The sequence below is a fragment of the Kitasatospora sp. NBC_01560 genome (assembly GCF_045208415.1).
Classification (GTDB): Bacteria; Actinomycetota; Actinomycetes; order Streptomycetales; family Streptomycetaceae; genus Kitasatospora.
Window position 1 is genome coordinate 8,518,754 of sequence record NZ_CP109364.1, and the last position, 24,895, is coordinate 8,543,648.

Genomic DNA, 24,895 nt, shown 5'->3' on the forward strand with positions numbered 1-24,895 from the left:
GCGCATCCTCCGCGGCGAGCGGAACTGGTGGTTCCTCGGCCCGGGCGGCGGGCTGGCCCGTCTGCGGGACGGCCAGCTGACCGCCGAGGGGCGCTTGCGGCCCGCCACCGAAGGCCGGCTGCGCGAGCACGGGCTGCTGACCTCGACGCTCCCGCGCAGCTACTCGCTCACGGTGCTCACCAGCACCAACTGCAACCTCGGCTGCGGCTACTGCTTCCAGAACACCGGCCAGGACCCGGCCGGCGGCAGCCGGCCGCCCCGCATCGCCCGGAGCCGCCTGACCTCGCGGACCATCGGCTCGATCCTCGACTTCACCGACCGGCAGATGGCCGCCGCCGCCGTGACGGAGCTGCGCGTCCTGCTGTTCGGCGGGGAGCCCCTGCTCAACCCGCGCGGCTGCGTCGAGCTGCTGGAACGGGCCGCCGACCACGGGCTGGCCTCCGCCTGGATGATCTCCAACGCGACGCTGCTCACCCCGGCCCTGGCCACCCGGCTGGCCGGCCTGCGGCTCCGCTCCGTCCAGGTCAGCTTCGACGGCGACCGCCCCGACCACGACCGGATCCGGATCCGGCGGGCCGACGGCGCCGGGACCTTCGACACCACGGTGCGCAACATCGTCCGGGCCTCCGACGTCTCCCCGCTCCGCTGGATCCTGCGGGTGAACGTCTCCCAGGAGACGTACCAGGGCGTCGACGCGCTGATCGACCGGCTCTCCGCCGCGCTCGACCCCGCCCGCTGCACCCTGTACTTCGCCCAGGTGGGGGACGTCGGCATCGGCTACGGGAACGACCTCCGGCACAGCCGCGACCTGTCCGACCGGTTCACCCGGTGGCAGCGCCGCGCCCTCGACCTCGGCTTCACCGTGACCCGCCCGAAGGCCCGCCGCCCGTGCGTCACCTGCGGCTACGGCGACGGCCGCTACGGCTCCGTGGTCAGCGCCGACGGCACGCTGGCGAGCTGCTGGGAGACGGCCGGCCGGACCGACTGGGAGGTCGGCACGATCGCCGACGGGTACCTGCCGGGCGAGGTCACCCGGGAGCGCTGGGTCGGCTGCGAGGACCTCTACCGGCGCGCGGACGACCGCGGCACGCTCACGGGCTTCCACGACACGGTGGACGCGGCCCTGCTCGACTACCTCGACGAGACGGGGCGCCTGTGACCACGCCGCCGGGCGCCGCACCGCCGGACGTCACGCTCCCGGGCGCCGCACCGCCGGACGTCATGACGCCGGACGCCGCGCCGCCCGATCTGCACCGGCTCTCCGCCGGCGCCCTCGGCTGGCTGGAGCGGAACCTCGACCGCTTCGACCCGTACGCGCCGGGCCCGGGCCCCACCGGGCACGAGACGCCGTACGCGCCCGCGAAGGCCGCGCTCGAACTGGCGCTGCTCCAGCACTGCTGGGCCCGGCTGGACACCGGCGGCGACCCGCGGCTCGGCCGGGTGAGCGCCCGCGTCCGGGCGATCTGGCAGCACCCGGACTTCCCCCGGCTCGTCACCGCCGACCCCCGCTGCGCCGCGTACTACGGGCTGGTCTACGCCGCGCTGGCCCCCGACGGCATCGACGACCGGCCGTGCCGGGCCGTGCTCGCCGGGCTGGCCGCCGACGACCTGTCACCGCGGGGGAGGTCCCCCTACCAGCGGCTGGAGCTGCGGTACTACGCCGACAAGGCAGGGGTGCGCCACACCGTCGAGCCGTACCCGGAGCTCCTCGCCCGGAACGTCCTCGTCACGCTCCCGGCCGAGGCGGCCGGGCGCGCGCCGGCGCCCGGCGAACCGCCGGTGACCGTCCCCGAGGCGTACGCCGTCACGCACTCCGGCTTCTACCTGAGCGACTTCGGCCGGACCGGCGCGGGGCTGTCCGCCGACGCCCTGACGGACGTGGCGGAGCTGATCCGCCGGCTGCTGGAGCACTGCGTCCGGCGCGACTGGTGGGACTTGGCGGCGGAGCTCCTGATGACGCAGGCCTGCCTGGGCCTGGAGCCGCTGCGCACCCCCTGGGGCAGGGCCGCCGTCGGCTGCCTCGCCCGGGCCCAGCAGAGCGACGGCGCGATCCCCGGGCGGTCCGCGGGCACCAGGGTGACGCCGGCGGACGGGGCCGGCGCGTTCTTCGCGAAGGCCTACCACACCACCCTGGTGACGGCCCTGATGACGCTGCTCCTCACCCCGGCGGGTGCCCCGTGATCCGCCTGCCGGTCCTGATCAGCCCCGAGTACACCCGCCTCTGGTTCGGCCAGGCCGTCTCCTCGGTCGGGGACGCCGTGTTCAGCACCACCCTGGTGCTCTGGGTGGCCACCGTGCTGGCCAAGGGGCAGCCCTGGGGGCCGCAGGCGGTCAGCGGCGTCGTGCTGGCGACCAGTGCCGCCGTGCTGTTCGTCGGCCCCCTCGCGGGCGTTTTCGTGGACCGCTGGGACAAGCGCGCCACGATGCTCGGCACCGAGGTGATCCGCGGCGGGCTGGTGGCCGTGCTGACCGCCGTCTCCCTCCTGCCCGCCGGGGACCTCCCGGTCGGTCTCTGGCTCGGCCTGATCTACCTGACCGTGCTGGTCCTCAACGCGGCCGGCCAGTTCTTCACCCCGGCGCGGTTCGCGGTCGTCGCGGAGTTCGTCACCGGCGACGCCGACCGCGCGCGGGCCGCCGGCATCGCCCAGGCGACCGCGCAGACCGCCTGGATCGTCGGCCCGCCGATCGCCGCGCCGCTGCTGTTCACCGTCGGCATCCAGTGGGCGCTGCTGTTCAACGCGCTCTCCTACCTGGTGTCCTACGTCGCCATCCGCTCGGTGGACATCCGGCCGGCGCCGGCCGCCGTCCCGGCCGAGGCCGGCGCCGAACGCCCCGGCGTGGTCAGGGAGTTCCGGGCGGGCCTGCGGTTCTTCGTGCGCAGCCGGTTCCTGGTCGCGCTGCTGCTGCTCACCGTGGTCGGCCAGCTCGGGGTGGGCGCCCTGACCACCCTGAACGTCTTCTTCGCCACCGGGAACCTGCACGCCTCCGCCCAGCTGTACGGCTACCTCGGGATGGCGACGGGGATCGGCGGGATCGCCGGTGCGCTGGCCTCGGGCCGGGTGGTGGGGTGGATCGGCGCCCGCCGGACGACCTGGATCGGCCTGATGGTCAGCGGCGTCCTGCTGGTCCTGTACTCCCGGCAGACCGGCTTCCCCGGCGCCGTGGCGGTGCTGTTCGTCTTCATCCTGCCGATCACCATGCTGAACACCGCCATGGCGCCGCTGCTGCTGGCCGCGACCCCGCAGGAGTTCCGGGGCCGGGTGCTCGCCGTGTTCTACCCGGTGACGCGGCTGGCGGCGATGCTGACGGCGGTGCTGGCCGGCTGGCTCGCCGGCAGTGGCCTGCGGGACTTCTCCGGCTCGCTCGCCGGGCTCCGGTTCGGCCCGATCGACACGATCTTCGCCGCCTCGGGGGTCGTCGTCGTGCTCGCCGGCGTCTGCGCGCGGTTCGCCCTCCCCGCCCCGGCCGCCTCCCCGGCCGCCGGGCCCGCCCCGGCCGCCGGTCCCGCACCGGACACCGGCCCGGACGGCGCGCCGGACACCGCACCCGCCGCCCCACCGGCCGCCGCGTCCGGCCCGGGCCGGCTGCCCGCCGACGAGCCGGGCGACGAGCCCGGCCCCGGGCCGGCCGAGCCCACCCTGAAGGGCACACCGTGAACTGTCCCGCGTGCGGACGCGCGGCCGCCGAGCCGGACCGGTTCTGCGCCGGCTGCGGCGCCCAGCTCGCCGCCGGCGCCGACCGGCGCGAGACCCGCAAGAAGGTGTCCATGCTGTTCCTGGACATCGTCGGCTCGACCGCCCTCGCCGAGCGGCTCGACCCCGAGGCGCTGCGGCAGGTGATGGACCGCTACTTCGCGCGCTGCGGCGCCTGCATCGCCGATCACGGCGGCGCGGTGGAGAAGTTCATCGGCGACGCCATCCTGGCCGCCTTCGGCGCCACGGTGGCCCACGAGGACGACGCCGTCCGCGCCGTGCGCGCCGCCACCGGGGCGCTCGACGCCCTGGCCGGCCTCACCGCCGAACTCGGCGCCGCGTACGGGGTGAAGCTGGAGGCACGGGCCGGCATCTGCACCGGCGACGTCATGGTGATCACCCGGGGCGGGGACGACTTCCGCGTCGTGGGGGACTCCGTCAACACGGCCAGCCGGCTGCAGACGGCCGCCGCCCCGGGCGAGGTGCTGGTCTGCGCCGACACCGCCGCCGTGGTGCGGGGGCAGGTCGGCATCGAGCCCGTCGAGCCGCTGCGGCTGAAGGGCAAGGCCCGGCCGGTCCCGGCGTGGCGGGTCACCACCGCCGACCCGGCGGCCGACACCCCCGCGCCGACCCCGTTCATCGGCCGGGCCGACGAGCTGGAGGAGCTGGAGCACAGCTTCCGGCGCACCCGGCTGCGGCGGCAGGTCTGCCTGGCCACCGTGGTCGGGGTGCCCGGGATCGGAAAGTCGCGCCTGGTGCGGGAGTTCCTCGCCACCCTGCCCGACGGCGAGGTCACCGTCCTGACCGGCCGCTGTTCGGCGTACGGCCGCGGGATCACCTACCGCCCGCTGGCCGAGATGCTCGGCTCGCTCCCCGGCGGCTGGCCGGCCCTCACCCGGCTGCTGGCGGAGGACGGGGGCCGGCCCGGCGACCCGCCCGCCGACAGCCTGGTCGCGCACACCCTCGGCACGGTGGTCGACCAGGACGGCGGCACCGGCCAGGTCGGTGTCGAGGACATCGCCTGGGCGGTGCGCCACCTGCTGGAGGTCCTCGGCCGGTCGCGCCCGGTGGTGATGGTCTGGGAGGACCTGCACTGGTCCGAGGCCACCCTGCTGGACCTCATCGACGAGGTCGCGACCTGGCTGCACGACGTCCCCGTGCTGCTGCTCTGCGTCGCCCGCCCCGAACTGCTCGACACCCGCAGCGCCTGGGGCGGCGGCAAACCCTGCGCGACGACGCTGGAGCTCGGGCCGATGGACGCCGAGCAGACCGCGGCCCTGGTCGGGCAGCTCGCCCTGCGCGGCGACGTCCATGCCCAGGAGCAGCGTGCCGCGCAGGACCACCAGGAGGTCACCGGCCGGGTCGCCGTGCTCTGCGACGGCAACCCGCTCTTCGCCGAACAGCTCATGGAGGTCTTCGCCGAAACCGCCCCCGGCCCCCAGATCCCGCCCACGATCCAGGCGATCCTGGGCGCCCGGCTGGACCAGCTGCCCGCCACCGAACGCGCCCTGCTGGAGCTCGCCGCGGTGATCGGGCGCGAGTTCACCCGGGAGCTGCTGCGCGAGCTCGCCGACGCGGACGGCATCGGCGCCGCCACGGCCGACGAGGCGATGGCGAGGCTCGCCCGGCGGCGCGTCCTGGAGCGCGGCCCCGCCGGCACCGTCCGGTTCGCGCAGGCCCTGCTGCGCGACACCGCCTACGAGTTCACCCCCAAGACGCGCCGCGAGCGGTGGCACGACCACCTGGCCGAACGCTTCGGCCGGGAGCGGCCGCAGGACGCGATGGCCGTCGTCTACCACGTCGAGGCCACCTCCCGGCTGCGCCGGCAGCTGCGGCCGGGAGACCGGCAGCTGCCGGCCCTGGCCGGTCCGGCGGCGGACACCCTGATCGCGGAGGGGATGGCCGCCCTCGCCCGCAAGGACCTGCCCGCCGCCGTCCAACTGCTCGAACGCGCCCGGGACCTCCTCCCGGAGGGCGACCCCCGCCACACCCCGCTCGCCCTGCACGTCTGCGACGCCGGGATCTGGCTGCAGGACGAGGAACGCTGCCACGCCGCCCTCGCCGCCGCCGAGGCCGCCCTGCCCGCCGACCGGCGGAACACGGCCGTCTGCGCCGTCCAGCGCGGGATCGTGGCGCTCCGCCTCGGCCTGGCCCCGCCCGACGCCGTGGCGGCCGACGCCGCCGTGCTCGCGGCCGAGCTGGAGCGCCACCCCGAGGACGACCTCAGCCGGTGCCGGCTGCACCAGCTGCTGGCCTACCTCGACCTCGCCGCGGAGCGCACCGCCGCCGCCGAGGCCGCGCTACGGCTCGCGCTGGCCCGCGCCCGCGCCCTGGGCGACCGCTACGAGGAGGACCGGCTGCTCTGCGCCGTCTGCGAGCTGGCGCAGTGGGCGCCGACCGGCGTGCCGGCCGGGCTGGAGCTGTGCGCCATGCTCGGCCACCGGTTCGCCGCCGGCCGGGCCCTGCTCATCCCGGTCCTGGTGACCCGCGCCCACCTGGAGGCGCTCGGCGGGGACCTCGACGGTGCCCGGCGCACCGTGGCCGACGCGCTGGCCTACTCCGGTGACGTGCACGCCGACCTGGCCGACGCGGTGGTGCTGGACGCGTCCGGCTTCGTGGAGTCGCTGGCCGGCGCGCACGAGGTGGCCGAGGCGCGGTACCGGCAGAGCCTGAGCGTGCTGCGCACCACCGAGCACGCCTCCGACACCCGCAACACCGAGGTCGCCATCGCCCGGGAGCTCTTCGCCCAGGGCCGGACGGCGGCCGCCGCGGAGGCCCTCGACCGGATCGGCCGGGACGGCGGCAGCCCGGGCCTGCGGGCCCGCCTGGGCACGGCCGCGCTGCGCGGCCGGATCGCCTCCGTCCGCGGCCGGCACGAGGAGGCGGTCGCCGAGGCGCTGGCGGCCCGGGCCCTGGTGGCCGGCTCCGACGACCCGTGCCTGACCGGGGACACGCTCTTCGATCTGGCGATCGTGCTCGCCGCGGCCGGGAGGACCGGCCGGGCGAGGGAGGAAGGGAGCGCGGCATTGCACAGGTTCGAGGCCAAGGGTGCGGCGCTCCCGGCCGGGCGGGTCCGGGCGTGGCTCGCCACCGCCCTGCCCGCGGCGGGCGCCGGCCGTCCATCGGCAGCGGCCGCCGGCGGGGCGGGGGAGGGCGGCACGGATGACTGAGACCGAGCTCCCGCCGTGGCGTCGGCCGCCGCGCGACCACTTCCCGGGCGTGCCCGCCTGGAGCATGCCCGTGTCGGTGGTGCCGCAGGAGCCCTTCGCGGTGAGCCCGCTCGGGCCGGTCACCCCGGAGTGGGCCTGGGGGGACGCCGACGGCGCAGGGGTCCGGGTCTGCGTGCTCGACAGCGGCGTGGACGCCGACCACCCGCTGGTCGGCGGGCTCGACCGCGCGCTGGACGTGATCAAGGGCGAGGACGGCGAGCTCGTCGTCACCCCGACCGAACCCGGCGACGCGTCGGGCCACGGCACGGCCTGCGCGAGCGTGATCCGCTCGATCGCCCCCGCGGTGTCGCTCACCTCGGTGCGCGTGCTGTCCAGCGGCCGGCACGGCAGCGGCGCCGCCCTGCTGAAGGGGCTGACCTGGGCCGTCGAGGAGGGCTTCGACGTCATCAACATGAGCCTCTCCACCACCAAGCCCGACTTCTGCGACGCGCTGCGCGACCTCTCGGACGCCGCCTACTTCCGGCGCTGCATCATCGTCGCCTCCGCCCACAACATGCCGGTGCGCAGCTACCCGTGGCCGTTCGCCTCGGTCATCTCGGTGGCCAGCCACGACAGCCCCAACCCGATGACCTACTACTACAACCCGTCACCCCCGGTCGAGTTCTACGCCCGCGGCGTCCGGGTGCCGGTGGCCGGTCCCGGCGGCCGGCGGCTGCTCAGCACCGGGAACAGCTTCGCGACCCCGCACATCTCCGGGATCTGCGCGCTCATCCTCAGCAAGCACCGCGCGTTCACCCCGTTCCAGCTCAAGTCCGTCCTCTACCTGGCCGCCGGGAACGTGGCCGCACCCGAGGGAGGTGCCCGTGTCGATTGACCGGCCGGCGAGTGCCGACATCCCGCAGCGCAGACTGCTCCAGTCGATCGTGGAGGTGGCCCGCAGCGTCTTCGGCGCGGCGGCCGCCTCCGTGCTCCTGGTCGACCAGGACAACGGGGACCTCGTCTTCGAGGCGGTCGCGGGCGAGGGCGAGCAGCACCTGCTGGGGACGCGCTTCCCCAGCGGCACCGGCATCGCCGGCTGGGCGATGGTCTCCGGCCAGCCGCTGGTGATCGACGACGTCTCGGAGAGCCACCAGTTCGCCCGGAAGGCGGCGGAGTCCACCGGGTACGTGCCGCGCAGCATCATGGCCGCCCCGCTGATCTGCGAGGGCGACTGCATCGGCGTGCTCGAAGTGCTGGACCACGACAGCCGGGAGCGCTGCGACCTCGGGGACATGGCCTCGCTCGGGCTGTTGGCGACCGAGATGGCGACGGTGCTGGAGCTGCTGCTCCGGCTCCGCTCGCTGGACGCCGAGCGCGGCGCCCGGTCCGGTGCGGCCCCCGCCGGGCCGGCCGGCGCGCTCCTGCTGCAACGGGTCGCGGACCGGCTGCCGCAGGCCTCCGACCAGGTGGCCGCGACCGTCAACAAACTGCTGGTGATGGCGGACGAACTGCTGGCCGGTGACCATGGCTGACGCCCGTCCGGCCGCCCCACCGCGGCCCGTCGCGTCCCAGGCGGCCTTCCTCGCCCAGCTCGCGCACCCCGCGCACACGGTCGACGTCCGCCCGCGCCCCGTCCCGTGCGTGCTGCTGCTCAGCCGGGCCTGCGACCGTGACCTGGACGCGGTGCAGGCCCGGCTCGCCGCCGAGGGCGTCCGGTGGGCCCGGCTGAACGCCGACGAACTCCTCACCGCCGACCTGGTGGTGGCCCCGGACGGACGGTCGGCCTGCCTGGACGGGCGCCGGCTGACCCCCACCGTGACGTGGGTGAGGCACTTCTCGGTGGCCGCGATCGAGGGCACCGGTGACGGGGCCCGGACGCAGTTCCTGCGGGAGTCCTGGCAGGCCGCGGCAGGCCAGCTGGAGACCGTCTCCGGGACGGCGCTCCGCCCGGCCCCGGTGGGGCTGCTCGCCCAGCTGCACCTGGCGAGGAGGCACCGGATCGCCGTCCCGCGGACGATGCTGACCACCGACCCGTCCCGCGCCCGGGACGCGTTCACGTGTCCGAGGCTGGTCATCAAGGCGGCCCACCACCACTTCGTCGAGTCGGTGCCGGGCCGGCTCAACGGCGTCTTCCCGGTGGTCGTCGACCGGTCCGGCCTCCGCGCGGACCGCCCCGGCGGCGGTCCGTTCCCCGGCCCGCCCGTCGTCGTCCAGGAGTACGTCGAGCACGAGGAGGAGCTGCGCGTCTACTTCGTGGCCGGGCAGCTGCACGCCTTCCGGGTGGTCAAGGACACTCCCGCGGACCCGTGGCTGGCCCCCGAGCGGGTCGCGGTCCACCCCGTCGACCCGCCGCCCGCGGTGGTCTCCGCCACCCTGGCCCTGGCCGCGGCGATGTCGCTCCACTACGGCGCCTTCGACTTCCTGATCAGTGCCGGCACCCCGGTCTTCCTGGAGGTCAACCCGGACGGCGACTGGCGCTGGGCCGAGGAGCGGACCGGCACCGCCCCGGTCACCGCGGCGGTGGCCGCCATGCTGGCCGGCCTGCACCGCCGGGCCCTCCCGGCTCCCGGCCGCTTCGACCTCCTGGGCTTCCTCGCCGGCCCGGCCCCCGCCCGGTAGGCCGTCCGGCCGAGGGGCGGCCGCTCGCCACCGGCCGTGCGGCGGGGCGGCCCGGAAGGATGCCTTCCGGGCCGCCGCGCCGCACGCTACTGTTCGGTAACCATCGTGCCCGAGGCGGGTGCGGCACCGAACCGAAGGAGCGCCCCGTGTCCGAGACGCCGCTGTCGCCGGCCCGGTCGGTCCGGTCCGCCCGCCTGTTGAGCGGCCTGCTCATCGGCGCCGGGGTCGCGCACTTCGTGGCCCCGCGCCCGTTCGACGCCATCGTCCCGCGCCGGCTGCCCGGCCGTCCGCGGGCCTGGACGTACGGCAGCGGCGTGGTCGAGCTCGCCGTCGGCGCCGCCGTGGCCGCGCCGCGCACCCGGGCGCTGGGGGCGCTGGCGGCGGCCGGCCTGTTCACCGCGGTCTTCCCGGCGAACGTGAAGATGGCCCACGACTGGCGCCACCGGCCCTCACCGTGGCGCCAGGTCGCGGCCGCCCGGCTTCCGGTGCAGCTGCCCCTGGTGCTCTGGGCCCTCAAGGTCCGCCGCGACGCCCGCTGACCGGGCCCCGCACTCCGCCTCTCCGTACCCCACCCTCGTGCCCGCTCACGGGCCGGCCCGTGAGCGGGTGTGCGGTCAGCCGGCCGCCGCCGCCAGGACGGCGTCGAGGCGGGCCGCCCGGACGGCGAGGTCGTCGACGGCGATCGGGTCGGCGAGGTCCGGCGCGATCCCGGCGACGGCCCGGCGGCACCGGTCGGTGAGGTGGACGGTGCCGTCGGCGTCGATGCGGTGGACGCCGTCGCCGGCGGCCAGGCGCTCGTTGAAGGCGATCGCGTCCGGCTCGGAGAGGCCCGGCGGGAGGTCCAGGGCCACCGAGCCGCCGGAGATCCGGACGGGGTAGCCGCCCGGCAGGCCGGCCGGTGCGGCGGTCGAGTGGCGCAGCGGGGCGGCCCCGGGCAGCAGCGCCTCCAGGACGGGTCCGAGGGCCGCGGCGGTGACGGCGTTGTAGCGCGGTCCGGGGGCCAGGGGCGGGGCCTGGTAGGCGAGCGGGTCGGCCCGTTCCCCGTCCTCGCCGAGGTGGACGCGGACGCGGAGGTCCGGGTCGGCGGGCTCCCGGGCCTGCATCACGTCGAACACCTGGGAGTGGTGGCCGAGGACGCGGATCAGCGGCAGCGGTCGGTCGGGGAGTGCGGCGCGCAGTGCGGCGCGGACCCGCAGGTGCATCATGCCCGCGTTCCCGAGGCCGAGGGTGGGGGCGAGGCCGAGCCGGGCCAGCACCGGGCCGGTGACGTCGGGGAACGACAGGTTGGCCACCGGGCCGGTGTGGCCGGCGGCCCGGATGCCCCGCATGACCGAGAGGACGAGCGGGAGTTGGTAGGGCAGGCGCAGCGCCAGCCCGGCCGCGGCGATCGCCCGGGCGGCCGGGTCGGTACGGCCGGCCGTCGCCCAGGGCCGCGCAGCGAGGCGCAGTTGACGATCAGGTCGGGGCAGGCGGCGGCGACCAGTGCGGCGACGTCGTCCGGCCGGGAGGCGTCGAGGCGGACGGCCTCGACCCGGCAGTCGCGGGCGCTGGCCACGGTGGCTGCCACGGCGTCGCCGCCCGCCGACCGGCCCGCCACCAGCAGGCGCCGTCCCGGTCCGCCGGCGGCCAGCCCGTCGGCGACCCGTTCCCCCATGTCACCCGCACCGATGATCAGAATCGTGGTCATCGGCCGATCGTACCGAGGGGGCGGCCCCCGGAGGGTGCCGTCCGGAGGACGCCAACCCCGGCCCGGGGAAGCGGAGACGGGGGCGGCCGTCGACGGGCCGGCCCGCCCGTCCGCTCCGCTCCCGACCGGCGGGAGCAGGGACGACCGCACGCCGTCCACCGCCGTCCTGCACGCCCCTGTCCCGACCCGGCACCGCGATGCGAGAGAATGGACGCATGAACGACGACCTCACCCCACCCGCCTCGGCGATCGAACGCCGGCAGCGCCTCCTGGAGATCATGCGGAAGGACGGCGGCACCTGGGACTGGAACCGGGCCCGCGAGACCTACGTCGTCCGCCCGGACCCGCGCACCGTGCGCCGTGACCTCCAGCTGCTCTCCAAGGCCAGGCAGATCTTCCGCGCCGAGGACGGTGGGTACCAGGCTGTCGGCTAGCAGACCGATGAACGTGCACGAGTCCGGCCCCGCCGCGTTTGCGGTGGGGCCGGACTCGTGTGGTGGCAGCGGGGGCCGGGCTGCCGCCCGACGGCGGGGGCCCGGACCGGACCGAGGTCTCCCTCGGTCCTCCAGGGATCAGTCGGACAAGCCCTACGCGCCGAGCAGGCCGATCACGCGGCCCTCCCGGTCCACGACCGGCCACGCGTCCAGGCCGCGCGAGCGCATGGCCGCGGCCGCCGTGGCGGCGGGCATGTCGGCCGTGGCGAACGGGGCCCGGTCGAGGACGATGTCGCGCACTGCGGTGCGCTCGGTGTACCAGGACCGGGCCTGGAACGGTGCGAGGTGCAGCCGGGTCAGCAACCCGGCGCAGCGGCCGTCGTCGTCCCGTACCAGCAGGTGGTCCGCACCGGAGGTCCGCAGGATGTCCATCGCGGTGTCGACCATGACGTCGTCGCTGATCTGCAGATCCGGGCGCTTCATGAGGTCGCCGACCGTGGGGGTGGCCACGGGAAGTTCGACGCTGGTGGTCATGGGCGGGCTCCTTGTCGTCTCTTCCGCCGGTGTCGGCGGCGATCAGGGCACTGACGGTGGGTGTCGACGCTGTGCGGGCTCCGGTGTTCGTCGCTGCGCGGCTATGCGGCGAGCGCGATGCGACGCGGCGCCCGCCGGCGGCCGCCCGAGGCGGCCTGCGGGGTGCGGCCCTCGGACTGCGCCGGGCGGCTGCGGCGGCCCCGGCCCGGGGCGCCGCCGCGGCGGGGGCGCTCGACGACCGGGTCCGGGATCACGACGGGCACGCCGGTGGGCACCCGCGCGCCGGTGATCCGGGTGAGCTCGTCGTCGCCGGCGCTGACCCGGGTGGTGACCGGGGTGATGCCGGCGGTGGCCATCAGGCGGGCCATCGAGCGGCGCTGGTTCGGCAGGACGAGGGTGACGACGGTGCCGGACTCGCCGGCCCGGGCGGTGCGCCCGCCGCGGTGCAGGTAGTCCTTGTGGTCGCTCGGCGGGTCCAGGTTGACGACGAGGTCGAGCCCGTCGATGTGGATGCCCCGGGCGGCGACGTTGGTGGCGACCAGTGCGGTGACGTGGCCGGTGCGGAACTGCTCCAGGGTGCGGGTGCGCTGCGGCTGGGACTTGCCGCCGTGCAGCGCGGCGGCCTTCACGCCGTTGGCGAGCAGGTCCTCCACCAGGCGGTCCGCGCCGTGCTTGGTGTCGGTGAACATGATCACCCCGCCGTCGCGGGACGCGATGTGGGCGATGGTGGCGTTCTTGTCGTGGTTCTGCACCTGCAGCACGTGGTGCTCCATGGTGCTGACCGCCGCGGCCGACGGGTCCACCGAGTGGGTGACCGGGTCGTTGAGGAAGCGGCGCACCAGGCGGTCCACGTTGCGGTCCAGGGTGGCCGAGAACAGCATCGTCTGGCAGCCCTCCGCGACCTGTTCGAGCAGCTCGGTGACCTGCGGAAGGAAGCCGAGGTCGGCCATCTGGTCGGCCTCGTCCAGGACGGCGATGCCGACCTCGTCCAGCCGGTAGTCGCCGCGCTGGATCAGGTCCTTGAGCCGGCCGGGGGTGGCCACCACGACGTCCGCGCCGCGGTTCAGCAGGTGGGCCTGACGGCCGATCGAGACCCCGCCGACCACCGTCGCGATCCGCAGGCGCACCGAGTGCGCGTACGGGGTGAGCGCCTCGGTGACCTGCTGCGCGAGCTCACGGGTGGGGACGAGCACCAGCGCCAGCGGGCGGTGCGGCTCGGCGCGCCGGCCGGCCGTCCGGGCCAGCACGGCGAGGCCGAAGGCGATGGTCTTGCCCGAACCCGTCCGGCCGCGCCCGAGGACGTCGCGCCCGGCGAGCGAGTTGGGCAGCGTGGCGGCCTGGATCGGGAACGGCGCGGTGACGCCCTGGCGGGTCAGCGTGGAGAGCAGCGCCTTGGGCATGTCCAGCTCGTCGAACGACTCGACGGCCGGCAGGGACGGGGTGGTGCTGACCGGCATGGCGAACTCGCCGGACGGTGCGGAGCCCTGACGGCCGTTCCGGCTGCCGGAGGGGCGCCGGCCGCCGGTCGACCGGGAGCCGGCGGGGCCGCCGCCGGAGCGGGAACCGGCTCCGGAGCGGGAGTTCTGGTAGGGGGAGCGGCTGGAACGGTTCATGCGGAAACCTTCCTCAAGGGCGGCACGCTTCGAGGAAGGCTCAGCGGCGCGGGGCGCCGGCGGAGACCGCAAGGGAAACGGGCCGAGAATGTGACGGGCGGGGCGTGGACGGTAGAACCGTGCGGCACGTCACCTACGGTCGGCCGCTCACCGGAAATCGGCGGGAGCGGAGAACTCGAACCGTGAGCTGTCACGGCAGGGCGCCGGCCCGGACGCGGCGCTGGGCGTCTCGCGTGGGACCGGCCGCCGGTGGCGGAGCCGGGGGCCTGAGTGGCCCGGATCGTTCTTGGAGCAAAGGCCGAAGGGCCCGCACCGTGCATGTACGCGGTGCGGGCCCCTCGCTGCTGGGCGGGTGCCGTGGCAGGTGAAACTACAGCGGGCGAATGTTCTCCGCCTGCGGGCCCTTCTGGCCCTGCGTGACGTCGAACTCGACCTTCTGGCCCTCGAGCAGCTCACGGAAGCCGTTGGCGTTGATGTTCGAGTAGTGGGCGAAGACGTCCGGGCCGCCACCCTCCTGCTCGATGAAGCCGAAGCCCTTTTCCGCGTTGAACCACTTCACAGTGCCATTAGCCATTAAGAATCTCCTTCAAGAGGCTGACCGGAGCCCGCACGGTGCCGGCTCCGAGTCGCCGTGATGAGCACCCACCCGGGGAAGAGCCGGGAAAGAAAAAATGCGCCTGCGATCCATCAGCAGGCGCACACAAAGTTCATGGGAACCACTACTGCAACTGGAACCACTCTAGCAGGCCCTGGCCCGCGGCGGCGGAATTCTCACTCCCGGTCTCGTGGAAACCGCTCCGGGGGAGTGCCGCCGGCCGCCGCCGGAAAACCGCGACACACGGTGTGACCAGGCCGAATGGCCGAACGGGGTGGCGGCCGTCCGGGTCGGCGGATCCGGCGGAAGTCCGCTGCGGGGAGGCTCGCGGCGGGCGCCGTGCGCCCGTCCGGCCCGGCGCCCGCCGTCGTGAGCGGCCCGGGCGGCAGCGGCGGATCCGCCCGTGGGCGCGATTTCGGATGCCGGCCAACCGAATTCGAGCCCGCCCCTGGGGCCCACGGCCACGGTTTCCGGCGCATACTGGACGGAATGACGAAACCAGCAGCAGTCCGCCGGCCCCTGCCCACCAGCCCCTTCAAAGCTCGTCCAGAGGCGCCGGTCAAGCGCTTCGAAGTAGGCGACCGTGTCACCCACGACAGCTACGGCCTCGGCCGGGCGATCGAGGTCGAGGGCGATGGGGACATCGCTGTCCTCGTCGACTTCGGGTCGCGGCAAGTACGCGTCGTCTACCCCTACACCGCGATGTTCAAACTCTGACCCCGGGGGCCCCGGTCCAGGCCCGGGCCCCCGTCCAACTCCTCCGCTCCGCCCGTCCCCCGCCCGCCACCACCCGCGGCCGCCGGCCGCCGGGCCCGACCGGCCTGCCGCCGGGGGTCCGCCGATGCTCACCCGTTCGTGGTGGGCGGAGACCGGCGAGCCTGCCGGGCGCACTGCCCGGGCCCCGATCCGCCGACGGTCCGCGTGCCGAGCCCGCCGCCGGTGATCACCACGCCCGCGGCGCAGTCCGTGGTTCCTGCTGCACCCCTGTGCTACCCCTGCTGGCGACACGGCCCCGGGCGGATGTACCTGGCGGCGCCACGTACCCCCCGTTCGACCTCACCCCTCCCGCACGTCCCACCGGTTCCCGGTGCCCGTTCCCGGCGCCCGGAGGCGCCGGTGCGGGCCTCGGCGGACGCGTGCTTCAGCGCAGGGCCGCGGCCGGTGCGTGGTCGTCCGAGTCCGTTCCGGTCACGTCCGCGAGACGCGTGGCCGGGAGGTCGCGGCTGCGGCCGACGGGGGAGAAGAGCAGGACCAGTGCGGCGAGCGGCACGCCGGCCGTGGTGATCCACATCGCGGGTCGCAGGCCGAGGGTCGTGCCGAGGATGCCGGCGAGCACCGCACCGACCGGGATGGTGCCGTAGTTGAGGACGGCGGCGCTGGCCGTGAGCCGGCCGAGCAGTCCGGGCGGGCAGTAGCTCTGCTGGAAGCCCGACTTGAGCACGTTGCCCGCCACCACGGCGGCGGAGACGCTGAACCCGCCCGCGACGTAGAGCAGCAGGCCCGCCCCGTCGGTGGTGAGGGGGATGAGCAGGGCGAGCGTGGACAGGCCCAGTTCGAAGAGGAGCAGCGCCCGGGCGGTTCCGATCCGGGCGCCGATCCGGCGCGCGGCGAACGCCCCGGCGATGCCGCCGCTCGCGGCGGTCGCGATCAGGCCGCCGACCGTGCCGGAGCCGAGTCCGACCTCGCGGACCAGGAAGGCGACCTGGACCGACTGGTACCCCATCAGGGCCAGGTTGGACGTCGCGCCGAACAGGGTGAGCGACCGCAGCCAGCCGTCCCCGGCGACCAGGCGCAGACCCTCGGCGACCTCGCGCCGCAGCGCCCGCTCCCGGCGCGGGGCGGGTGTCTCGCGGTGGCGGATCCGGCCCAGGCAGACGAGTGAGACCAGGAAGGTGGCGGCGTTGGCGAACATGCCGTTCACCGCGCCGGCGAACTGGGCGACCAGGCCACCGGAGCCGAGCCCGGCGATCTGGGCGGCGGAGGCGCTGCCGTGCAGTTTGGCGTTGCCCTCGGGCTGGTCGGCGGGGCTGAGCAGGCCGGGCAGGTACGCGGTGTAGGCGGTCTGGAAGAAGACGGCGGCGGTGCCCGTCAGCAGGGCGACCGTCAGCAGCAGGCCGGTGCTGAGCATCCCGAGCCGGTGGGCGACCGGGACGGCGGCGAACAGCAGCAGCGAGATCGCGGCGGCGGCCATCATGATCGGGCGGCGCGGTAAGCGGTCGACCCAGACGCCGGCCGGCAGGCCGATCAGCAGCCAGGGCGTCCACGCGGCGGCGTTCAGCAGGCCGATCTCGAAGGTGGAGGCGTGCAGGTCGGAGACGGCGATCAGCGGCAGTGCCACGCCGGTGACCGACGCGCCGAACTTGCCCGCGGTCTCGCCGCACCAGAACAGCCGGAAGTCGCGGTTGCGGCGGAGCAGTCCGCCCTGCGCGGCGGCGCTCACCGGGCGTTCCGGGACCGGCGCGGGAAGGACTGGATCTGGACCACGATCGGCAGTGCGTCCGGGTCGGGCTCGGCGTCCGGGGCGGGGGTGTGGCGGGCGATGACGGCTGCGAACTCCTCGTTCAGCGACTGGAGTTGGGCGGCGGTCAGCCGCAGGTGGCTCCAGTCCGAGACGGTGCCGACGTCGCGCCACTCGTTCTCCCACTCCTCACCGAGATAGGAGGTGACCCGGTTGAAGTACTGCTGCACCAGCTCGTGCAGGTAGAGCGAGAGCGCGCCGCGGGTGTCGGCGTCGTCGCGGAAGTCGGAGGTGTCGAGCCGGTTGGCCACGGGCACCCGGCGCCACCAGCGTTCGCGCTTGGTGCCGCGGCCGGTCTCCTCCTCGATGAAGCCGTGCTCGGCCAGGTGGCGCAGGTGCCAGCTGACGGTGCCGGTGTTCTCGCCGAGCCGCTCGGCGAGCCGGGTGGCGGTGGACGGGCCGTCCAGGTTGAGGAGTTCGAAGATCTGCATCCGCAGGGGGTGGGCCAGGCCGCGCAGGCTCCGGGCGTCGAGCCGGCGCGACTGCCGGGCGGGCGGGGTCGGCTGTTCGGGGTGCTCCGTCATGGCGTCATCGTAGGATGCAGAGAGTTCTCTGCATAGAGGTATTTGCAGAGGTTCCTCTGCAACATGGGAGTGACGGCCCCTCGCCGGAGTGGCCCGCCGCCCCCGGCCGGCCGACGAAAAAAGGCCCGGGACCAGCGCACAGCGTGCGCCGATCCCGGGCCTTCGTCGTAGCGGGGACAGGATTTGAACCTGCGACCTCTGGGTTATGAGCCCAGCGAGCTACCGAGCTGCTCCACCCCGCGTCGGTGAACCCGACTCTACGCGACTGCCGGGCCAACGCGAAATCGCCTGCGGAATCGCCGGGGTGCCGTCGGGGTGCCGTCGGGGTGTCCGGTGGGGTTCAGGTGCGTTCGGGGGCGCGGCCGAGGGTGCGGATGGGGCGGGTGAGGAGGAGGGCGGTGGCGGTGAGGAAGGCGACGGCGACGCCGACGAGGAGGACCTTGTCGGTGCCGAAGGCGTGGACGGCGGGGCCGGCGAGGGCGCTGCCGATGGGGTACATGCCGACGGAGCCGGCGACCTCGTAGGCGTGGACGCGGTTGAGGACCTCGCCGGGGACCTGGGTCTGGACGCTGGTGGCCCACATGACGCCCCAGACGCCGATGCCGATGCCGACGGCGATCTGGGCGGCGGCGAGGAGCCAGACCGGCCAGTCGAGGACGATGCCGAGCGGGTAGAGCGGGTAGGCCATCATGGCGACGGCGCCGGCGGCGAGGGGGCGGCGGGGCTTGTAGCGGATCGCGAGGAGCCCGCCGGCGACGGTGCCCGCGCCGAGGGCGGCGTTGACGAGGCCGAAGGCGCTCGCACCGTGCCGGGGCACGATCACGCCGGCGGCGACGGACAGCTGCGGCCCCCAGGAGAGGATCGCGTAGAACATCCAGATCAGGATGACGCCCCAGAGCCAGCTGCGGGAGCGGAACTCGTACCAGCCGACGGCGAGGTTGCGCCACAGGCTCTCGCCGGCGGGCGGGGCGGGAATCCTGCCGAGGCGGAGGGTGAAGAGGCAGAACGCGCTGGTGCCGTAGGCGACCGCGGAGATGACCATGACCCAGCCGGTCGAACCGAAGCCGACCAGGACGCCGGCGAGGGCGGGGCCGCCGAGGCCGGTGATCGCCTCGGAGGTCCGCAGGACGCCGTTGGCCCCCTGGACGTCACGGGAGACCAGGGGGACGGTGGAGGACGCACCGGGCTGGAACATCGCGTTGGCGGTGCCGGCGACCACCAGCAGGCCGTAGAGCTGCCAGAGGTGGTCGATGCCGTTGAGGAACAGCAGGGCGAGCAGCAGGTGCGCCGTCAGGTTGGTGAGGTCGGCGATGATCATCATGCGGCGGGCGGTGAACCGGTCGGCGAGGACGCCGCCGAACAGCACCAGGCCCGCGAACGGCGCGACCAGGAACGCCATCGCGTACCCGGCGGTGTCCAGCCCGTAACCGCCCGCCAGCAGACCGGCCGACACCGCCACCGGCAGCATCGCCCAGCTCAGCAGACCGGCGCTGCGCGCGGTGAAGTAGTACCGGAAGTTGCGGGACCAGATCGCCGGCTCACCCGGGAGCGGTCCCGCGGCGGGCGGCCCCTCGGTGGACGGCTCCCCGGCGGGCCGGTCCTGGTGCTGCGGTGACGCCTCCGCAGCCGTGTGCTCTGCCAAGCGTTCTTCCATGACGGTTCAGTCCTTCGGTCGTCGATCGTGCTCTTCATCGGTCGCGTGGCTGCGTGCTGTCGGTACCGGCCGGCTCGGCGAGTTCGCCCACCGTGACCAGCTCCAGGCCGCGTTCGAGCAGGCCCTCGACGATCGACGGGAGGGCCTGGACGGTCTGCCCGCGGTCACCGGCGCCCTCGTGCATGAGGACCACCGAGCCCGGCCCGGTGGCCTCCAGCACGGTCGCGGTGATCTGCCCGGGCCCGGGCCTGGTCCAGTCCCGGGAGTCCACGTCGAACATGGTGAGGATGGTCGGGCGTCCTTCCAGGGCGGCCGGCACTTCGGGGCTGAGGGCGCCGTAGGGGGGCCGGAAGCGGGTCGGGGTCTCGCCGGTCACCCGGGCGACCGCCTCGGCCGTGCGGTCGAGCTGCTCGCGCAGCTGTCCGGCCGTCAGGTCGGGGAGGAAGGGGTGGGACCAGGAGTGGTTGCCGAGTTCGTGGCCGGCCGCGGCGATCCGGCGGACTTCGTCGGGCAGGGCCGCCACATGGTGGCCGACGCAGAAGAACGTGGCCCGCGCGTCGTAGCGGTCCAGGATCTCCAGCACCTGCCGGGTGTGGACCGGGTCGGGCCCGTCGTCGAAGGTCAGCGCGACGCGAGGGGTGTCGCGCCGACCGTGTTCGAAGTAGCGCCCGGCCGCGGTCAGCGCGGCCCGGACGGGCTCGCTGGCGCGCACGCCCTCGTGGAACTCCTCGGCGCGGCCGGTCAGGCTGCCGCCCTCGGCAGTCACCCGGGCCAGCGTGCCCGGCGCGCTGCGGGCCTGCTCGGCCAGCAGCGCGGCGGGGACGGACCCGAACCGCGGCCGGGGCGGCAGCTGCCACGGGTCGGCGCGGTAGACGTCCAGGCCCGCGGCGGTCATCGGGCCGTCGAGCAGGCCGTTGGTGCTGTCGACGACCACGGCCAGCGCCCCGCCGCCGGCCAGTTCCCGCAGCCGGACGATGAGTTCGGCGACCCGGCCGGCGTCCCAGCTGCCCGGCTCCACCACCCGCCGGCCCACCGCGTCGACGACCTCGACGCGGTAGCCGGTACCCGTCCAGGCGATGCCCGCGTAGCGGGTGGTCACGCCTCCCCCAGCGCTGTCGCCGCGGCCACGACCAGCTGCTCGACGCCGCGCAGGAACTCCTCCATGCCGTCGCGCGAGAGGACGGCCGGGTCGGCGGTCATGGCGAGTTCGAGGGCGCCGGGGGCCGTCAGCACGTCCACCGCCACCGACACGTTCACCCGGGGCAGGAACTCCGTCGGCCAGCTGAACTCCGTCCGGCCGGCCAGCTCGCCCGGCGTGGCCTGCGGCCGCTCCACGGTGTCGAACGGGCCGCTCGCCGGATCCCGGGTGTCGTTCCACCAGTACGAGTGGTCGGCCGCCTCACCGCGCCCGACCAGCCCCGCCACCTCCCGGTCGAGTGCCCACTTGTCGTAGGCGGCGTGGCGGAAGGCGTTGAACGCGGTGGAGCGCGTCCGGCGCACCGCGTCGGTGAAGTCCTTGTCGGCGTCGGTGAGGAGGAAGAGCGCCTCCTGTGCGACGGTGCTGACGGCGGCCGCGGCGGCCGGCTGGAAGCGGTTGCCCACGACCACCTGGAAGAGCACGTCACTGCTGCCGGACATCCGGGCCAGCTGGTGGGAGGCCGCGCCCAGCAGCACCGCGGCGTCGCTCACCCCCAGCGCCGCCGCCACCGGCCCGACGGCCACCGCCAGCGCGGGCGAGCGCAGCAGCGCGTTGGGGAACATCCGGCCCGGATCGGCCGCGAGCTCCGGCGCGGTGGGGAAGATCTGCCGCGGCCCGGCGGTGAGTTGATCGCACCAGTAGCGGCGGGCCGCCTCGTCCCGGCGGCGGCCGAGCGGCGAGGCCTGCACCGCCGCGGCCTCCAGCGGCTGGAGGGCCGGGCGCGCCAGGCGGAGCGACTCGGCGGACTCCCCGGACTCGATCAGCGCGAAGTCCCGGAGCATCCGGCCGAGCCCCCAGTAGTCCATCGCGGTGTGCGAGGCCGCCAGCACCAGCCGGTGGACGAGCCCCTCGCACTCCACCAGGCCGATCCTCAGGGGCCACTCCCGCGCCTGGTCGAAGGAGCGTCCGGCGAGCTCCCGGAGCAGGCCGGCACCGACCGCCGGGGCCTCGGCCGCGGCGCACGTCCGGACCTCCACCGTGAGCGCGCCGCTGCCGTCCACGACCTGCTCCAGGCCGTCCTCGCCCACCGGCAGCAGCCGGGTGTGCAGGCTGTCGTGCATCCGGAGCAGCTCCGTGAGGTCCGCGAGCACGCGGTCGGCGGGGCGGGGCGGGGAGACGGGGAGGTCGGCCGGCAGGTTGTAGCGGGGGGCGTCGTCGCCGAGCCGGGTGACGACACCCCAGATCGCCCGCTGCCCCCAGGTGGCCGGGCCCGTCCCGGCCCTCGCGGAGTCCAGTTCGATGGTGCGCTCGTTGACCGTGGTCATGGTGTTCCGACCTGCCCTTCGGTTGCCTCGTCCGATGTCTGTCGAAGCCGGGCCGGGGCGGCGAAGCGTCCGCCCCGGCCGAGCGGGTGCGGCCGGGCCGGCCTCCTCCGGCCGGGCGGCTGCGAGGGTGCGCGCCCGCGCGGCGGTCTGCGCGGACGCGGTGCTCGGGGCCGGGTCCGTCCGCCACGACCGGCCGTGACGGACGGGCCCGGCCCCGACCGGGGAGTCACCCCTCGCCGGCGGCGAAGAGTGCCACGTGGCTGCGGCCGGATCGCGGGTCGGTGTCGCACAGCACGATCCGCCGGTAGGCCTGCTGCCACTCCTGCCAGTGCTCGGCCAGCTCCAGCCAGAGGCTGGTGCAGTAGCTGCCCGGGGCCACCCGGTGCACCGCGGTGCTCCCGGCGACGGCCTCGGTGACGTCCTCGGTGACCCAGGGACCGAGGACCAGCAGGGTGCCGTCCTCCCCGAGCCCGAGCCCGAGTCCGAGGCCGGGCCCGGGCCCGAGGTCCGGGCCGGGTGCTTCCGCGCCGAGTGCGGCGGCCGCCGACCCGGCCGAGCGCGCCCCGGCGAACCGCAGGCCGGCCCCGGTGGAGGGCCCGAGGACGAGCGCCGCGGCGGAGTCCACCAGCGGGGTCTCGTCGACGAGCGGGAAGGCCGTCGGCAGCGTGGTCTGTTCCAGCACCGCCAGCACCACCTCCGCGGCCCGCCCCGCCCTGTGGTACGCCGAGGCGATCCGCAGGGCGGTGAAGGGCGCGGCCAGGCCCTGCTGGCCGATCGCGAAGTTGGCCGCCCGGCCGCCGAGGCGATCGGTCAGGTACGGTGCGACGGCGGTGAACGGCACCACGTCCGGGAGGGCGTGGGTGACGATCAGCAGCTCCGGCCGGCTCCGGCCGACGCCCTCGTCGGCGGTGAGCAGGTCCGCGAGGTCGCGATGCCGGACGTGTGCGCCGCGGCCGAGCAACTCCTCGTCCGGCTTGGCGCCGTAGGGCGCGAGCAGGTCGCGGTAGTAGTCGAGCGCGGCCGCGGCGTCACCCGGTGCGCGGCCCTGCGGTGAGCGCACCGCGGCGGCGGCCCGGACGGCGAGTCCGCTCATGACGTCCCCTCCTCTTGGCGGAGCGCTTCCTCGACGTAGTCGGCGAAGGACCGCATGGTCCGCAGGTGGTCGATGTCGAGCGCCTCCGGGTCGACCGCGATCCCGGTCGCCTCCTCGACGGTCATCAGCAGCCCCAGCACGGCGAGGGAGTCGAGCTGCAGCTCGTCGAAGAGCGCGGTCTCCTCGGTGAGCCCGGAGACCGGCCGCTGCAGGACTTCGCCGAGTGCCTTCTCGATGACGGCCAGCACATCCTGACGGTCCATCAGCTCCCACCTGCCGCACGGTGCGTGATCACCATCGCGCCGAAGGTGGCGCCCAGGCCGACGGAGACCAGCAGGTAGTGCGCACCGTCCACCAGGCGGCCGGCGTCGCGCAGGGTGGTGTAGTTGACGAAGACGTCCGAGGCGAAGGTGTGGCTGACCCGCGGGACGTTGTCCAGGAACACCTTCTCCGGCGCCACCCCCAGCTCCTTGATGGTCTGCCGCCAGGCCAGCTTGTTGACGTTGTGCGGGATCACCAGGTCGACCTCGTCGAGCGTCGACCCGGCCTCCGTCAGGGCCTGGTGGATCACCTCGGCGATCCGGCTGCCGTACTGCTGCCCGAACTCGGTGTTCTGCTCGGGGGTCAGCTCCAGCCACTGCGCGTACTCGCCCAGCGTCCGGGTGGCGAAGGAGCGGACGATGTCGCCGTCGCCGTCCAGGGTGATCAGGCAGGAGGCCGCGGCGTCCGCCATGATCGCGGTGTTGGGGACGTGCTGGACGATCGGCGAGTACGCCTGCTCGCCGGTGACCATCAGGGCGTACGCGCCCTCGGCGCCCTCCGCGCGGAGGAGTTCGCCGAGCACGTCGATGGCGCCCAGGCTGCTGACGCAGGCCTGGTGGCTGAGGCCGAAGGCCTCGGTGCCGGTGAGGCCGAGGTCGTCGCCGACCACCCGGGCGATGTCCACGTCGGCCGGGGCCACCGCCTGGGTGGTGTGGGCGTAGGCCAGGTAGTCCACCCGGCCGCCCTCGGGGAGGGCGGCCAGGGCGCCGCGCGCGGCGGGCCGGAGCAGGTCGAGCAGCGGGAGCGCGGGGTCGAAGCGCAGCGTGTCCAGGCCGTAGAACTTGCGGAACACGCCGAGTTCGGCCCGGCTCAGGCCCAGCCGCTCGCCCAGCTCCTCGATCCGGACGCTGCGCTCGGGCAGGTACGACTCGATCCGCTCCAGCGTGATCCGGCGGTCCGTGGTCGGACGGCCCATCAGAGCGTCGCTGTCTCGGCGCGGATCAGCCAGAGCCGGTTGGCGCCGCGGCGGTTCCGCGGCTGGACCTGGTACGGCCAGCGGCCCTCGCCGGCGCCGGGCTGGCCGGGCTCGCGCAGGTCGGTGGTCCTCCAGCCGTTGGCGGTCAGGAACTCCTCGGGCTCGTCGGTGCCGAAGATCCACGGCGTGCCGTCGGCGGCGAGGGTGTCCAGGAAGGGCTTCGAGAACGGGCTGCGGAGCAGGGCGCGCCCGAGGATGTCGAAGGCCAGGTGGCTGCCGGGGGCCGAGGCGGAGCCGAGCAGGCGCAGCAGCGCGGCGGCCTGTTCCTCGGTGAGGAAGAAGGTCAGCGCCTCGGCGACCCACAGGGTCGGGCGCTCGCGGTCGAAGCCGGCGGCCTCCAGGGCGGGCAGCCAGTCCTGGGTGAGGTCGGCGGAGACCTCGCGCCGGTCGGTGCGCGGCTCGGCGCCGAGGGCGTCGAGGCGGCGGCGCTTCTCGGCGATCAGCAGGGCGTGGTCGACCTCGTAGACCTCGGTGCCCTCCGGCCAGTCGAGCCGGTACGCGCGGGTGTCCATGCCCGCGGCGATCAGCACCACCTGCTGGATCCCGCTCTCGGCCAGGACGTCCCGGATGGCGTCGTCCAGGTACTTGGTCCGGATGGAGATGAACGGCAGCAGGCCCCCGCCGGCGTAGCGCTCGATCAGCTCGAAGCCCCGGGGGGCGGCCAGGTCGCGGGCCAGCGGGTCGACGAACAGCGCGTCCTCGCGCTCGGACTCCTGCGAGCGGGCCGCGGCCATCCACTGTGCGGTGTACGAGACAGCATCCATGGTGAAGATCCCTCCTCGGGATCAGGCGAAGAACGCCTTCTCGATGGTGGTGAGGGTCTGGAAGTCCTCGATGTCGATGTTGTCGAAGTCGATCTCGATGCCCGCGGCGTCCTCGATCGTGTAGACGAGTTCGACGAAGGAGAGCGAGTCGACGAGCCGGCTCTCGATGAGGTCGACGTCGGCGGCGAGCTCGGTGCGCTCGGGGTGACGGCCGAGGATCCAGTCCCGGACCTTGTCGATACCTGCGGAACTCATGGCA

General features: G+C 74.9%; 25 protein-coding genes and 1 tRNA gene. 10 read left to right on the plus strand and 16 right to left on the minus strand.

Annotated elements, in window-relative coordinates; all coding sequences use genetic code 11:
• The first annotated feature begins 4 nt into the window (after positions 1-4).
• From OH807_RS36420 to OH807_RS36455, 8 genes are all read left to right on the plus strand, one after another.
• Positions 5-1,159, plus strand: coding sequence for a radical SAM protein (locus OH807_RS36420; RefSeq protein WP_406211376.1), 1,155 nt, complete (start codon positions 5-7; stop codon positions 1,157-1,159).
• Entirely contained in the window at positions 1,156-2,181 is a 1,026-nt protein-coding gene (locus OH807_RS36425; protein ID WP_406208192.1) for a DUF6895 family protein, read from the plus strand. Before OH807_RS36420 ends, OH807_RS36425 begins: the two co-directional genes overlap by 4 nt.
• The gene (locus OH807_RS36430) at positions 2,178-3,656 is read left to right on the plus strand and encodes an MFS transporter (RefSeq protein ID WP_406208195.1); all 1,479 of its coding nucleotides are present in this window, start codon (positions 2,178-2,180) and stop codon (positions 3,654-3,656) included. Before OH807_RS36425 ends, OH807_RS36430 begins: the two co-directional genes overlap by 4 nt.
• The gene (locus tag OH807_RS36435; protein WP_406208198.1) at positions 3,653-6,862 is read left to right on the plus strand and encodes an AAA family ATPase; all 3,210 of its coding nucleotides are present in this window, start codon (positions 3,653-3,655) and stop codon (positions 6,860-6,862) included. Before OH807_RS36430 ends, OH807_RS36435 begins: the two co-directional genes overlap by 4 nt.
• Positions 6,855-7,736 carry a S8 family serine peptidase gene (locus tag OH807_RS36440; protein WP_406208201.1) on the plus strand — a complete coding sequence of 294 codons (882 nt, stop codon included), beginning with the start codon at positions 6,855-6,857 and terminating at the stop codon, positions 7,734-7,736. Before OH807_RS36435 ends, OH807_RS36440 begins: the two co-directional genes overlap by 8 nt.
• A complete protein-coding gene (locus OH807_RS36445) occupies positions 7,726-8,373 on the plus strand; it encodes a GAF domain-containing protein (RefSeq protein ID WP_406208204.1) in 648 nt (215 codons plus the stop codon). The genes OH807_RS36440 and OH807_RS36445 overlap by 11 nt, the downstream gene beginning before the upstream one ends.
• Positions 8,366-9,460: a RimK family alpha-L-glutamate ligase gene (locus tag OH807_RS36450; RefSeq protein WP_406208207.1), complete on the plus strand. Its 1,095-nt coding sequence runs from the start codon at positions 8,366-8,368 to the stop codon at positions 9,458-9,460. The genes OH807_RS36445 and OH807_RS36450 overlap by 8 nt, the downstream gene beginning before the upstream one ends.
• Positions 9,461-9,606: 146 nt before the next feature.
• Entirely contained in the window at positions 9,607-9,999 is a 393-nt protein-coding gene (locus OH807_RS36455; protein WP_406208210.1) for a hypothetical protein, read from the plus strand.
• Between the two features lie 75 nt (positions 10,000-10,074).
• Here the strand turns inward: OH807_RS36455 and OH807_RS36460 are convergent, their stop codons facing one another.
• Together OH807_RS36460 and OH807_RS36465 are read right to left on the minus strand one after the other, a co-directional pair.
• On the minus strand, positions 10,075-10,752 hold the full coding sequence (locus OH807_RS36460) for a hypothetical protein (protein WP_406208212.1): 678 nt from the start codon (positions 10,750-10,752) through the stop codon (positions 10,075-10,077).
• Positions 10,662-11,147, minus strand: coding sequence for a saccharopine dehydrogenase NADP-binding domain-containing protein (locus tag OH807_RS36465; protein WP_406208215.1), 486 nt, complete (start codon positions 11,145-11,147; stop codon positions 10,662-10,664). Before OH807_RS36465 ends, OH807_RS36460 begins: the two co-directional genes overlap by 91 nt.
• A gap of 215 nt (positions 11,148-11,362) precedes the next feature.
• On the opposite strand from OH807_RS36465, the gene OH807_RS36470 reads away from it, so the two are divergent.
• Positions 11,363-11,581 carry a hypothetical protein gene (locus tag OH807_RS36470; RefSeq protein ID WP_406208218.1) on the plus strand — a complete coding sequence of 73 codons (219 nt, stop codon included), beginning with the start codon at positions 11,363-11,365 and terminating at the stop codon, positions 11,579-11,581.
• A 153-nt stretch (positions 11,582-11,734) separates the two neighbouring features.
• Here OH807_RS36470 and OH807_RS36475 read toward each other — a convergent pair whose 3' ends face one another.
• From OH807_RS36475 to OH807_RS36485, 3 genes are all read right to left on the minus strand, one after another.
• Positions 11,735-12,115 (minus strand): CBS domain-containing protein, encoded by a 381-nt coding sequence (locus OH807_RS36475; RefSeq protein ID WP_406208220.1) that lies wholly within the window; start codon positions 12,113-12,115, stop codon positions 11,735-11,737.
• A gap of 101 nt (positions 12,116-12,216) precedes the next feature.
• Complete coding sequence (locus OH807_RS36480; protein ID WP_406208222.1) at positions 12,217-13,728, minus strand: DEAD/DEAH box helicase; 1,512 nt, start codon at positions 13,726-13,728, stop codon at positions 12,217-12,219.
• A 370-nt stretch (positions 13,729-14,098) separates the two neighbouring features.
• Positions 14,099-14,302 carry a cold-shock protein gene (locus OH807_RS36485; RefSeq protein WP_030918248.1) on the minus strand — a complete coding sequence of 68 codons (204 nt, stop codon included), beginning with the start codon at positions 14,300-14,302 and terminating at the stop codon, positions 14,099-14,101.
• Between the two features lie 510 nt (positions 14,303-14,812).
• On the opposite strand from OH807_RS36485, the gene OH807_RS36490 reads away from it, so the two are divergent.
• Positions 14,813-15,040, plus strand: a complete 228-nt coding sequence (locus tag OH807_RS36490) for a hypothetical protein (protein ID WP_406208225.1) — start codon at positions 14,813-14,815, stop codon at positions 15,038-15,040.
• A 424-nt stretch (positions 15,041-15,464) separates the two neighbouring features.
• Here the strand turns inward: OH807_RS36490 and OH807_RS36495 are convergent, their stop codons facing one another.
• From OH807_RS36495 to OH807_RS36545, 11 genes are all read right to left on the minus strand, one after another.
• Positions 15,465-16,763: an MFS transporter gene (locus OH807_RS36495; RefSeq protein ID WP_406208228.1), complete on the minus strand. Its 1,299-nt coding sequence runs from the start codon at positions 16,761-16,763 to the stop codon at positions 15,465-15,467.
• Entirely contained in the window at positions 16,760-17,365 is a 606-nt protein-coding gene (locus OH807_RS36500; protein ID WP_406208231.1) for an ArsR/SmtB family transcription factor, read from the minus strand. The genes OH807_RS36495 and OH807_RS36500 overlap by 4 nt, the downstream gene beginning before the upstream one ends.
• A gap of 168 nt (positions 17,366-17,533) precedes the next feature.
• Positions 17,534-17,607 (minus strand) — tRNA-Met (locus tag OH807_RS36505).
• A gap of 98 nt (positions 17,608-17,705) precedes the next feature.
• Positions 17,706-19,019 carry an MFS transporter gene (locus tag OH807_RS36510; RefSeq protein ID WP_406208234.1) on the minus strand — a complete coding sequence of 438 codons (1,314 nt, stop codon included), beginning with the start codon at positions 19,017-19,019 and terminating at the stop codon, positions 17,706-17,708.
• A gap of 34 nt (positions 19,020-19,053) precedes the next feature.
• Positions 19,054-20,118 (minus strand): polysaccharide deacetylase family protein, encoded by a 1,065-nt coding sequence (locus OH807_RS36515; protein WP_406208237.1) that lies wholly within the window; start codon positions 20,116-20,118, stop codon positions 19,054-19,056.
• A complete protein-coding gene (locus OH807_RS36520; RefSeq protein ID WP_406208240.1) occupies positions 20,115-21,482 on the minus strand; it encodes a condensation domain-containing protein in 1,368 nt (455 codons plus the stop codon). The genes OH807_RS36515 and OH807_RS36520 overlap by 4 nt, the downstream gene beginning before the upstream one ends.
• A gap of 226 nt (positions 21,483-21,708) precedes the next feature.
• Positions 21,709-22,575: a hypothetical protein gene (locus OH807_RS36525; protein WP_406208243.1), complete on the minus strand. Its 867-nt coding sequence runs from the start codon at positions 22,573-22,575 to the stop codon at positions 21,709-21,711.
• Positions 22,572-22,838, minus strand: a complete 267-nt coding sequence (locus tag OH807_RS36530) for an acyl carrier protein (protein WP_406208246.1) — start codon at positions 22,836-22,838, stop codon at positions 22,572-22,574. Before OH807_RS36530 ends, OH807_RS36525 begins: the two co-directional genes overlap by 4 nt.
• Positions 22,838-23,812: a 3-oxoacyl-[acyl-carrier-protein] synthase III C-terminal domain-containing protein gene (locus OH807_RS36535; RefSeq protein WP_406208249.1), complete on the minus strand. Its 975-nt coding sequence runs from the start codon at positions 23,810-23,812 to the stop codon at positions 22,838-22,840. The genes OH807_RS36530 and OH807_RS36535 overlap by 1 nt, the downstream gene beginning before the upstream one ends.
• A complete protein-coding gene (locus OH807_RS36540; protein ID WP_406208252.1) occupies positions 23,812-24,636 on the minus strand; it encodes a class I SAM-dependent methyltransferase in 825 nt (274 codons plus the stop codon). Before OH807_RS36540 ends, OH807_RS36535 begins: the two co-directional genes overlap by 1 nt.
• 21 nt (positions 24,637-24,657) lie before the next feature.
• Positions 24,658-24,891, minus strand: a complete 234-nt coding sequence (locus OH807_RS36545; protein WP_406208254.1) for an acyl carrier protein — start codon at positions 24,889-24,891, stop codon at positions 24,658-24,660.
• Between the last annotated feature and the right edge of the window lie 4 nt (positions 24,892-24,895).